Consider the following 14,262-nt stretch of genomic DNA (forward strand, 5'->3'; position numbering starts at 1 on the left):
CTAACTGTTGTGATGATGAGTAATTGGATCCACTAAGTGATTGTCCATCTGATCATGGGCATTATGGTTACCATCGTGGCTACCTGTATCCGCCAGATCGTGATGCTTAACATCATGATTATGTTTATGACCCTTATGATCATGCTTATCATCAAGTGGATTAGCAAAAGCATCATGCCCGTGTTGCTGAGCATGTTTTGGATCTTGGAAATCATCCGCCAATGGATTGTGCGCAAAATGTTTGTGGGTATGAAGATGATCATCCCCATGTTTGTTATGCTCAATCTTCACATCTTTCGCATCCACACCCACCATATTCAGATAGTGACTCGCACTGTCTGATACGCTTGCGCCTTGCGAGTGACTTGCCACAGGGGCAGGAGATGCCGCAGACGTATCATGATGCTGCTGCGTAGGTTGTGCATGTGCTTGTACCATATCTAGGTATGGGTTGCTCGTTGCCGCTACGCTATGGGTTGAAGCGTCATCTTGGTCATGAGTTGCTGTGGCGACGCTTGGCATATCATCTGGCGCGTCGTGCTGCTCTGGCGCTGTGATGGTGACTGTTGGGACGTCGTCTGGTTCGTCGCTCTGGTCGTGTACGATTGGTAATCCACTATGACTACCAATGTTTTTAACCTCACCTTTTGCCATATCATCTTTCGCATCTTTATTCAGATAAATAGATAGTGGATGGGTCAACTGCGTATGTCCATCAGGCGCGTAAGCGTTCACCTCAATATGAAATGTGAATTGATCAGTACCTATCTTTGGAGTACGTACAAACAAACCAAGTGCAATCTGTCCTTGTGTTATATCTTGAAGACCACTAATAGTACCACTACCATCTGTCTTAAGAATTGAATGCCAACCAGTATGAGATATAGGATCGTCAAAATAACCAACTTGTGTTCCTGGGGTTGTAGAACCACTTTTGCTTTCCACTGTAAACTGATATATCACCCCTTCAACATGGTGGCGTAAGTGCACTGATTGACCTAAATCAAAACGCCAATATGTATGACCATCATGCTCATAGGCATAGCTATCATGGCGGTACTTAGTAGTATCTTTAAAATCATTTTTACCATCTGCATTATTAGCATCACTACCACCAGTACTACTATCATAAATAAGAGCCTGATCTTTAAATGTCGGATTTCCGAGTTCATCCTTGCCCGTAATAAGCACATCAATTGGCACTTTGACACCCGAGTTACTTACAACTTCAAAGTGCTCAACCAAGGCATTCTTACCTTCATGAATAAGCCCTGATTGTAAAAGCTCTTCTGTTATCTGGTAGGTTGAGTGCGTTGTACCTTGATGTGAAGAAATAAATTCATCAATCTTCACATCCGCATTTAACTCTTGAACTGCACGCTGATCATTGTTGGCATGATATGCCCAAGTACCATCTTTTTGGAGTTCAAGATCACCATAACGTCCATGAATAATCTGCGCTTGGAAAGCTAAATGACTATGGCTAGGGTTAATTCCGCCCTGCGCTATTACACCGTTGATATCAGCCGACGCGGTTAACATATGACCGTTACTTTTATCGAACGTAACATCTTCGACAAGGTGTATACCCGAGCCAGGTTTAGGCGCTTCTACCGTGACATCCATTATCGTTGCCGCCGAAGTAATCTGGCGTGTTTGACCTACAACAATTTGTCCTTGGTGATCATGTACTGGTATTTCCGCAGTTTGACGCACATGAATATGATTTTTACCGATATGCGTAGCGGGCTTAGTCGCTGACCAATGAGTACCATCTGTCGAATATTCAAGATGCGCACCAGACTGAGGTGCATCAACAGTGTAACTACCATCAGTGGTAACCCCATCACCAACTGTTCCAGTGTCATGCGTCAAATGTGCCGCGACTTCTGGCAGTTTATTCCCATATAAATTGATTTCAAAACTTGAGCTATAACTGTTACCCGCTGAGTCAATTAACTTGATTTCAAACTTACCCAAATCCGCCTTTTCACCAAATAAAAGTGCCGATTGGTCTGGGTTGTAATGACCAACACCTAATGTGTCATATGTGCGAACACCATGAGCTGGATCATGACCTGAATCATAATGAATAAACTGTTTTACGCCCGAATGTGTGCCTGAATGTACTTCAGAAACAGTTAAAACCCCTTGGTTTATACGAACACGAACACAACCGTACGGGCTTTCAATCATGAACTCACCATTGGCCCCTAGATGATAAGTTTTACCACCTATAACCATATCCTTGTGTATTACATCTATCGCTTCATTCGGATCTTTAAGGTCCATCTGCATAAACATACGCGAAGTATTGGTATTGATTTTATGTCCATGTTTATCAATAGGTAGACCTTGTGTATGGTGCTCATTGACAAAACGTTCAAGGACATAGTGATCTGCTTGAGCAAGAGGTTGAGATTGATCCTTTGCCGTCCATTCAGTATTAAAATATGGCACGAGTTCTGGATGGCGATTAATTTGGATCTGAGCGTGTTTAATTTTTGTATTACCTGCAGCATCTGATACATGCGCATGAGCAATCAGGCTTCCATCTGCAAACGGCGTTACATTTTGAATAAACTCATAATGACCCTGTGCATCAAGTGTCACCGTTATACCATTTACTACCTCTGTATGTGCCTTCCCATCATTCACTAAATGGTTGAATTTTAGTGTTTCTGTATGATGCCCAGAGCCTGTTAGTGTAATGCTATTGAGAGCCGCACCTGCATCGACAAAACCACTAATATGAGTAGTTGCAAGCTCTGCATCATTAATCTTACGATCATGATGATAGACTGTATTTTGATGAGCTGGATTGACCCCATCATCAATAGCAATTTTAGCAGCAAGCTTAGTATCAATCGTCACCGTAATTGGTATACCTATAGCCCTATTACCATGAAGGTCTTTTGTCTCTGTATGCAAAGTATGCAGACCGTCTGGCAATGCTGTGGTATCTGAATGGAAAGTCCATTGTGTGGCACCATGGCTACCAGTTGTCGAACTAAAGGAGCCTGTAATGATATTACCAGCTGCGTCTTTAACTACCACGCCACCGTTTTTCGGATCAACATCTGGATCAACAGAGCCCAGATTGAATATGAGCTTGCCATTGGCATCACCATGGGTGATGTTATCTGTGTGACTTGTACCTGAATCCGTACCATCGGTTAGATCGAGCGTTACTGGCGTTATATCGGTATCAACACTAAAGTGGCTATTGGCCGGTTGAGTAAAGGCATTCCCTGCGACATCTGTACCTGTCACCGTTGCTTTTACTTGGCCTGACATCACAGCATGACCATTGTTATCTGTCGTAAACTCACTGCCATCAACATCTAAATTAAAGACATTGCCTTTTTCGACCAACACATTGTTGTGCGTATTACCGTTGATCTCAATGCTAACGTAATCACCCACACTAGCATCTCCACCAACCTTACCCGATACGTGAACATTGCCTTTGGCATCCGTTTGGTTGATTGGATCGCCACCATTGATCTTATCAACAGAGATAGTAGCTGATGCATCAGTATCAATAGTGATATTGGTCGGTGTGCCTGTGGCGGTATTACCATGGCTGTCCGTTACCTCAGTGTGCAACGCATGATCGCCGTCGGTTAGCTTGCTCGCCGTCGTTGTGAAGGTCCATTTTCCGTTATGTTGATCAAAGGTGCCGTCAATTTTATGACCTTGACTGTCTTTAACAACAATGTCTTTAGCTGGATCAACATCTGGGTTAACCGAACCTAAATCAAATACCAACTGACCCGTACCATCACCGTGAGTGATGCTGTCTGTGGTTATCCCTGAGTTACTACCTGCTTGCAGTGTCAATGACACACCATCAACATGACTGTCCACTATTGGTGTAGAAGTGTCATGAACTTTGTTACCGGCGACATCCACAACCGTTGCGGTAAAGGTTGGCGTAAAGCCATCTGGAAGATTGGCGGCGCTCAGCTCTGATGCTGGAATGTGCGCATTCCAAGTTCCTGCGGTTTGACCTGCCGTTACCTGCGTTATTGCGTTGGCATCGGTCACGGTGTGTGTGGCGCCACTTTGGTCTTTCCAAGTGATGACCACTTGCTGACCTGCTTCTACGTGGTCAACCGTACCGGAGATAGTAAAGCCGTTGGTGATTTCAGAACTGTCAATGATGTCATCTTTAGCTACGTGCGTAATGCTGATGCCGGCTTTTGTATCGACGGTGACATTAGTGGGTGTGCCTGTGGCAGTGTTGCCATGGCTGTCCGTCACCTCGGTGTGCAACACATGATCGCCGTCGGTTAACTTATTCGCTGTCGTGGTAAAGGTCCAATGGCCGTTATTCGAAGTAAAACTGCCATCCACTTTATTGCCTAAACTGTCTTTCACCACAACGTCTGTAGCTGGATCAACATCTGGGTTGACCGAACCTAAATCAAATACCAACTGACCCGTACCATTACCGTGAGTGATGCTGTCTGTGGTTATCCCTGAGTTGCTACCTGCTTGCAGTGTCAATGACACACCATCAACATGACTGTCCACTATTGGTGTAGAAGTGTCATGAACTTTGTTACCGGCGACATCCACAACCGTTGCGGTAAAGGTTGGCGTAAAGCCATCTGGAAGATTGGCGGCGCTCAGCTCTGATACTGGAATATGCGCATTCCAAGTTCCTGCGGTTTGACCTGCCGCTACCTGCGTTATTGCGTTGGCATCGGTCACGGTGTGTGTGGCGCCACTTTGGTCTTTCCAAGTGATGACCACTTGCTGACCGGCTTCTACATGGTCAACCGTACCTGAAATAGTAAAGCCATTGGTAATTTCAGAGCCGTCTATGATGCCATCATTTGCCACGTGCGTAATGCTGATGCCGGCTTTTGTATCGACTGTTACTGCCGTCACACTACCATCAACGTTATTACCTGCTGTGTCTGTTGCAGACACATGAAGTGTATGATCACCTTCTGGCAATGCTGTAGTATCGGTGTGAAATTCCCACTTGCCATTAGTTTCTTTGAAACTGCCGTTTACAATGTGATCAGCACTATCTTTTACTACAATGCCACCGTTTTTTGGATCGATATCTTTATCAATTGTACTTAGGTCAAATACTAAATCACCCTTATGATTCGTATCATCAAAGTGGTTACCATGAGTAAGGTGGTCCGCTTTATCACCAGAATTACTACTTTCTTGAAGCGTAAGAGTCACTGGCGTGATATCAGTATCGACACTAAATTGCCCATTGTGTACTGGCGTGCCACCTGCCAATGCTGGCGTATGGTTCGTCACGGTAACTGAGTTACCCGCTGTGTCAGTGCCTGTTACCGTCGCTTTCACTTCACCCGAAGTCACTGCTTGACCTGATGCATCTGTTGTAAAATGAGTTGCTGGGATCGCAGCTGCGGTAAAGGTATGTCCTGCACCTACTACTGCTGTATGTGAATAACCGTTGATGTCTAAAGTGACGGTTTCACCCGTCTTAACATCCCCGGATACCGTACCTGTGACTGTAATATCACCCGTGTTCGCATTAATGGTAACGCCACCATTAATTCTATTAATGGTGATACCTGCATCCGCATGCAAATCCGTAGTTAAATGACCGTCAGTTACAGTCGCAGGGTTACCTGCCGCATCGCTGACTGAAGGGGTGATCTCAAGTGATGCGCCATCTTTGATACCAACAAGATCGGCATGGGGTACAGTCAATGTCCACTGGTTTCCGTGCACTTCAATAGGTACACCTGAAGCTGCATCGCCGTATTTATGGCCATTAAACTCCACAGTGACATACTGACCGTCTTCAATGCCTGTTGTCGTACCACTAATGACCAAGTCTTGCCCTTGCTCTGCAAGGTTTAGTACATCATCTTTATTGGCTGTGAGGCCTGTGTCGACTGCAATGGTGCCTGCTTGCGTATCAACACTGAATTGGCCATTGTGTGTCGCACTTGAAGTCGGACCCACTGGCGCTGTACCTGATATCGCTTGAGTAAATGCAGATTGACCATTGTTATAGGCTGAAGCCGTGTTACCTGATGCATCGGTCACTGAAACTCGCGCTTGCACCTCTCCTGATCCAGCTTTAAATTCGCTGACTGGAACGTCTATAGAGAAACCTTGACCGGTAGCGTCCACTTCCCCCGTAAACTGATGACCATTAACCACCAATACGACAGGATCGTGCTCTTTAGCATCACCACTGACTGTACCCGTGACCGCAAGGTTGCCATTTTGGTCGCCAGTGAAGGCCGCATTAATGGTTACGCCATTATGGATGCTATTCAGGGTGATTCCTGCTTCCGCATGTAAATCGGCATGAATAGACTCGGCTGTGCCTGTCATTGTTGCCGCATTGCCCGCCTTATCACTGACCTCTGCGGTTACAGGATAGTTCGTACCATCAACAAGATGAACAACATCCGCAGCCGGCACGGTTGCGTGCCACGTGCCATCAGTTTGGCTACCGGTATTTAACACTACTTTGGTCGTGTAATCGTGACCATTAAAGTGAACCGTCACCTCTTGGTCAGCCTCAATGCCTGTAGTGGTTCCCGATAAAACCAAATCTTGACCATGCTCAATGGCATTGACAATATCATCGGACTTCAGGGACGTAAGGTGATGATCGACTGCAATAGTGCCTGCTTGCGTATCGACACTGAATTGGCCATTGTGTGTCGCACTTGAAGTCGGACCCACTGGCGCTGTACCTGATATCGCTTGAGTAAATGCAGATTGACCATTGTTATAGGCTGAAGCCGTGTTACCTGATGCATCGGTCACTGAAACTCGCGCTTGCACCTCTCCTGATCCAGCTTTAAATTCGCTGACTGGAACGTCTATAGAGAAACCTTGACCGGTAGCGTCCACTTCCCCCGTAAACTGATGACCATTAACCACCAATACTACAGGATCGTGCTCTTTAGCATCACCACTGACTATACCTGTGACCGCAAGGTTGCCACTTTGGTCTCCAGTAAAGCCCGCATTAATGGTTACGCCATTATGGATGCTATTCAGGGTAATCCCCGCATCCGCATGTAAATCGGTATGAATAGACTCGGCCGTGCCTGTCGTTGTCGCCTGATTGCCCGCCTTGTCACTTACCTCTGCGGTTACAAGATAGTCAGTACCATCAACAAGATGAGCCACATCCGCAGCCGGCACGGTTGTATGCCACGTGCCATCAGTCTGGCTACCAGTATTTAACACTACTTTAGCCGTGTAATCTTGACCATTAAAGTGAACCGTCACCTCTTGGTCAGCCTCAATGCCTGTAGTGGTGCCCGATAAAACCAAATCTTGACCATGCTCAATGGCATTGACAATGTCATCGGACTTGAGGGACGTTAGGTGGTGATCGACTGCAATGGTGCCTGCTGCTGTATCAACTAACGGAGCACTCTTGTCTGTTCCAGTAAATGGGTTACCGTGGTTATCCGTACCTGTCACGATCGCTGTAACGTCACCACTGTGATTCTTAAGCTCCGACGATGGCACTTTAGCCGTAAAACCATATTGGCCTGCACTGCCTGTAATCGTACCGGTGTAGTGTTGACCGTTAAATACGACATCAACTTTGGACGTAGAGTCAACATCACCGGTTAATGTGCCTATAACGTCAACATCACCTGTCGTCGCCACATTAATGGCATTGCCACTATTGATGCTATTAATGGTGATACCCGCATCCGCATGTAAATCCGTAGTTAAATGACCGTCAGTTACAGTCGCAGGGTTACCTGCCCTATCGCTGACTGAAGGGGTGATCTCAAGCGATGCTCCATCTTTGATGCCAACAAGATCGGCATGGGGCACTGTCAATATCCACTGGTTGCCGTGCACTTCTATCGCTGTACCTGAAGTAGCATCACCGTATTTATGGCCGTTAAACTCCACAGTGACATGCTGGCCGTCTTCAATACCTGTTGTTCTGCCACTAATGACTAAGTCTTGCCCTTGCTCTGCAAGGTTTAGGACATCATCTTTATTGGCTGTGAGGTCAGTGTCGACTGCTATTGTGCCTGCGTGTGTATCAACCCAAAATTGACCATTATGTACTGACGGGCCACCGGCCGTTGCTGGCGTATGGTTCGTTGCCGTAAACGAATTACCTGCAGCATCTGTGCCTGTGACCGTTGCATTGACTTCACTCGATGTAACAGTTTGACCATTGATATCTGTCGTAAACTCACTGCCATCAACATCTAAATTAAAGACATTGCCTTTTTCGACCAACACATTGCTGTGCACATGACCATTGATTTCGATACTAATATGGTCTCCCACACTAGCATCTCCGCCAACTATTCCTGATACCTGAATTTTTCCTTTGGCATCCACCTCGTTGATTGGATTACCGCCATTAATGCTTCCAACAGAGATAGTGGCAGATGCACTTGTGTCAACAGTAACTAGAGTTGAACCACCTTCAACACTGTTTCCTGCTATATCTGTTACAACGGTGTGAAGTGTGTGATCACCATCTGGTAATTCAGAGGTAGTAGTATGGAATTCCCACTGACCATTAACCGGTATAAAACTACCTTTGACTTCATGACCAGTAGCATCTTTAACAACAACCCCACCATTGGACGGATCAATGTCTTTATCGACAGCACTGAGGTCAAAGATCAAATCCCCCTGCCCCGGATGCGTCTTATCATTAAAGTTTTCACCATGAGTAAGATGATCCGTTTGATCACCCGAATTACTACTGTTTTGAAGTGTAAGCGTTACTGGATTGATATCAGTATCAACAGTGACAGCCAGCGCAGGGGAACTATTACTCGTATTCCCTGCAGAATCTGTCACCTTAGCAGTGATTTTATAATCGCCATCAGCTAGATGGGCAGCAGTGAATGTCCAGTCGGTACCAGAGCGCATTGCAGTGCCTACAGACTTATCATCAATAAATACTTCTACTGAAGTAGCATCAGTATCAATACCATTTAATGTAAAGGTCGGATTTGTATCCTTGGTGATATTGTCCGTATCAGTACCAGCAGTATTTATGCCGTACGTATCAGAAGTCGCATTTAAATCAACTGTAGGAGTACTGACGACAAGATCTGATCCTGCTGCTGTTCCAAATGCATCCTTTGAAGTGTTACCCGCAGCATCGGTAACCGTAGCCGTAACTGTATCTCCTGGGCGAACTTCAATATCTACGCCTTGAGTTAAATCTATCGCAGTCAGTATATGTGTTTGCTTCACTCCGCTGGCTACAGTGTAGGTCAGAGTATCGCCTACCTTCGCATCTGTATTAGGAGTGATAGTCGCAGTCACTGTGCCATCAGTTCCGACTTCAACACTGTTATAAATGCTATCTTTACCTGTGCTTTCAAAGCTAACGGTTGGAGAAGCAACGCCTGTATCTAATGTGCTGTGCGTCGGTGTGGAAGTCGCCGTGTTACCCGCTTTATCCGTTGAAGATGCACTAACGGTTAAGTCACCATCAACCAACTGAGTCGCCGCACCTGACTTATCTTTCACACCCTTAGTTAAATCCACAGCAATGCTAAAGTCACCATTGCCATCGATTGTCATGCCTGTGGTATCCACATCTAAATGGTTACCCGCACTGTCCGTAATCGCTAATGTATCAAGGTGTGCACCAGGTTCTACATGACCTGTGATGACGGTAGCCGACTGTTCACCACTACCAATCAGTTTGTCCGTTAACTTGGCATTCACTGAGGTCTGAGTATCAACTGTAATGGTTAATGCTGGAGACGTCGTACTGGTGTTACCTGCGGTATCCGTCACTAAGGCCGTCACTTTATGATTGCCATCTGCTAGAGCCACTGATGTGAATGTCCAATCAGTACCGGTGTTCGTTGCATGACCTACAGATTTACCATCGATAAATACCTCAACAGACGCGGCATCCGTATCCACGCCATTTAACGTGAAGGTTGGCGTGGTGTCTTTGGTCAGATTATCCGTATCTGTACCAGTGGTATTCGCGCCATGGCTATCCGAGCTATCATTAAGATCTACCGTTGGCGTCGCAACGCCTGTATCTAAAGTGCTGTGCGTTGGCGTGGAGGTTGCCGTATTGCCGGCTTTATCCGTTGAAGATGCACTAACGATTAAGTCCCCATCAACCAACTGAGTCGCCGCACCTGACTTATCTTTCACACCCTTAGTTAAATCCACAGCAATGCTAAAGTCACCATTGCCATCGATTGTCATGCCTGTGGTATCCACATCTAAATGGTTACCCGCACTGTCCGTAATCGCTAATGTATCATGGTGTGCACCAGGTTCTACATGACCTGTGATGACGGTAGCCGACTGTTCACCACTACCAATCAGTTTGTCCGTTAACTTGGCATTCACTGAGGTCTGAGTATCAACTGTAATGGTTAATGCTGGAGACGTCGTACTGGTGTTACCTGCGGTATCCGTCACTAAGGCCGTCACTTTATGATTGCCATCTGCTAGAGCCACTGATGTGAATGTCCAATCAGTACCGGTGTTCGTTGCATGACCTACAGATTTACCATCGATAAATACCTCAACAGACGCGGCATCCGTATCCACGCCATTTAACGTGAAGGTTGGCGTGGTGTCTTTGGTCAGATTATCCGTATCTGTACCAGTGGTATTCGCGCCATGGCTATCCGAGCTATCATTAAGATCTACCGTTGGCGTCGCAACGCCTGTATCTAAAGTGCTGTGCGTTGGCGTGGAGGTTGCCGTATTGCCGGCTTTATCCGTTGAAGATGCACTAACGATTAAGTCCCCATCAACCAACTGAGTCGCCGCACCTGACTTATCTTTCACACCCTTAGTTAAATCCACAGCAATGCTAAAGTCACCATTGCCATCGATTGTCATGCCTGTGGTATCCACATCTAAATGGTTACCCGCACTGTCCGTAATCGCTAATGTATCATGGTGTGCACCAGGTTCTACATGACCTGTGATGACGGTAGCCGACTGTTCACCACTACCAATCAGTTTGTCCGTTAACTTGGCATTCACTGAGGTCTGAGTATCAACTGTAACGGTTAATTCTGGAGACGTCGTACTGATGTTGCCTGCGGTATCCGTCACGATAGCAGTCACTTTGTGGTGACCATCAGCTAGGGCCGCTGACGTGAATGTCCAGTCAGTACCGGTGTTCGTTGCATGACCGACTGATTTGCCATCGATAATGACTTCGACAAAAGCGGCGTCTGTATCCACGCCATTTAACGTGAAGGTTGGTGTTGTCTCTTTGGTCAGATTATCGGTGTCTGTACCTGTAGTATTCGCGCCATGAGTATCAGAAGTCGCATTGAGATCGACCGCTGGCGTCGCAACGCCTGTATCTAAAGTGCTTTGCGTTGGCGTGGAGGTTGCCGTATTGCCGGCTTTATCCGTTGAAGATGCACTAACGATTAAGTCCCCATCAACCAACTGAGTCGCCGCACCTGACTTATCTTTCACACCCTTAGTTAAATCCACAGCAATGCTAAAGTCACCATGGCCATCGATTGTCATTCCAGTGGTATCGACATCTAAATGGTTACCCGCACTGTCCGTAATCACTAGCGTATCTAGGTGAGCACCTTCCTCTACGTGACCGGTAATAACTGCTTTTGCTTGCTCACCACTACCAATCAGTTTGTCCGTTAACTCAGCATTCACTGTGGTCTGAGTATCAACTGTAATGGTTAATGCTGGAGACGTCGTACTGATGTTGCCTGCGGTATCCGTCACGATGGCAGTCACTTTATAGTGACCATCAGCTAGGGCCGCCGAAGTATATGTCCAATCAGTACCATTGTCCGTTGCATGACCGACTGATTTGCCATCGATAAGGACTTCGACAGAGGCGGCGTCCGTATCCACACCATTTAACGTGAAGGTTGGTGTGGTGTCTTTCGTCAAATTATCGGTGTCTGTGCCTGTGGTATTTGCGCCATGAGTATCAGAAGTCGCATTGAGATCGACCGTTGGCGTCGCAACGCTCGTATCTAAAGTGCTGTGCGTTGGAGTGGACGCTGCCGTATTACCCGCTTTGTCTGTTGAAGATGCCGTAACTGAGAGCTGGCCATCGGTAAAGTTGCCAGCTGTTAAATCAACGGTTGTCGTGAAGCTACCATCAGCTTTCACTGTAATACCCGAAGTCGGTACATCTAGATGATGACCTGCACTGTCCGTAATCACTAAAGTATCAAGGTGAGCGCCTTCTTCTACGTGACCGGTAATAACTGCTTTTGCTTGCTCACCACTGCCAATAAGCGTATCGGTGAAGCCCGCATCCACAGCTGTATGAGTATCGACCGTTACCGTCAACGCTGGAGACGTCGCACTGGTGTTGCCTGCATTATCGGTGACTATCGCAGTCACTTTATGATCGCCATCAGCTAGAGTCGCTGACGTGAATGTCCAGTCAGTACCGCTGTAGGCTGCACTGCCTACAGATTTACCATCGATAAATACCTCAACAGACGCGGCGTCTGTATCCACACCATTTAACGTAAAGGTTGGCGTGGTCTCTTTCGTCAAATTATCGGTGTCTGTACCTGTGGTATTCGCGCCATGACTGTCAGACGTCGCATTGAGATCGACCGCTGGCGTCGCAATGCCTGTATCTAATGTGCTGTGCGTTGGTGTAGAAGTCTCGGTATTACCGGCTTTATCCGTTGAAGATGCTGTAACCGTTAATGCACCATCTGTGAAGTTGCCAGCTGTTAAATCAACGGTTGTCGTGAAGCTACCATCAGCTTTCACTGTAATACCCGACGTCGGTACATCTAGATGATGACCTGCACCGTCCGTAATCACTAAAGTATCAAGGTGAGCGCCTTCTTCTACGTGACCGGTAATAACTGCTTTTGCTTGCTCGCCACTGCCAATAAGCGTATCGGTGAAGCTAGCATCCACAGTAGTATAAGTATCGACCGTTACCGTCAATGCTGAAGACGTTGTGCTGGTGTTGCCTGCATTATCGGTGACTACCGCAGTCACTGTATGATCGCCATCAGCTAGAGCTGCTGACGTGAATGTCCAGTCAGTGCCGGTGTTCGTTGCATGACCGACTGATTTACCATCGATAAATACCTCAACAGAGGCAGCGTCAGTATCCACGCCATTTAACGTAAACGTTGGAGTGGTGTCTTTTGTCAGATTATCGGTGTCTGTACCTGCGGTATTCGCACCATGGCTATCAGAGCTAGCATTAAGATCTACCGCTGGCGTCGCAATGCCCGTATCTAAAGTGCTGTGCGTTGGCGTGGAGGTTGCCGTATTACCCGCTTTATCCGTTGAAGATGCTGTAACCGTTAACGCACCATCAGTGAAGTTACCTGCCGTTAAATCGACGGTTGTCGTGAAGCTACCATCAGCTTTCACTGTAATACCCGAAGTCGGTACATCAAGATGATGACCTGCACTGTCCGTAATCACTAACGTATCAAGGTGAGCGCCTTCCTCTACGTGACCGGTAATAACTGTTTTTGCTTGCTCGCCACTGCCAATAAGCGTATCGGTGAAGCTCGTATCCACAGCTGTATGAGTATCCACCGTTACCATCAACGCTGGAGACGTCGCACTGGTGTTGCCTGCATTATCGGTGACTATCGCAGTCACTGTATGATCGCCATCAGCTAGAGCTGCTGACGTAAATGTCCAGTCAGTACCCTTGTGGGCTGCACTGCCTACAGATTTACCATCGATAAATACCTCAACAGACGCGGCGTCTGTATCCACACCATTTAACGTAAAGGTTGGTGTGGTGTCTTTGGTCAGGTTATCCGTGTCTGTACCTGCGGTATTCGCACCATGGCTATCAGACGTCGCATTGAGATCGACCGCTGGCGTCGCAACGCCTGTATCTAATGTGCTGTGCGTTGGTGTGGAAGTTGCGGTATTACCCGCTTTGTCTGTTGAAGATGCCGAAACTGAGAGCTGGCCATCAGTAAAGTTGCCAGCTGTTAAATCGACGGTTGTCGTGAAGCTACCATCAGCTTTCACTGTAATACCCGAAGTCGGTACATCTAGATGATGACCTGCACTGTCCTTAATCACTAATGTATCAAGGTGAGCGCCTGCTTCTACGTGACCGGTGATGGTAGCTTTTGCTTGCTCGCTACTGCCGATAAGTGTATCGGTGAAGCCCGCATCCACAGCAGTATGAGTATCCACCGTTACCGTCAACGCTGGAGACGTCGCACTGGTGTTGCCTGCATTATCGGTGACTACCGCAGTCACTTTATGGTCTCCATCAGCTAGAGCCGCTGACGTAAATGTCCAATCAGTACC

1 protein-coding gene (running past one end of the window) is annotated in these 14,262 nt (G+C 46.9%); it reads right to left on the minus strand.

Features of this window, described 5'->3' with window-relative positions; all coding sequences use genetic code 11:
- Nucleotides 1–14,262 carry the 3' portion of an Ig-like domain-containing protein gene (locus QV280_RS16540; protein WP_447026282.1) on the minus strand. The gene runs 13,404 nt beyond the window's last position, so 14,262 of the gene's 27,666 nt are visible here — the last part of the coding sequence; the start codon falls outside the window, past its right edge; the stop codon is at nt 1–3.

The organism is Vibrio sp. B1Z05 (genome assembly GCF_052955985.1).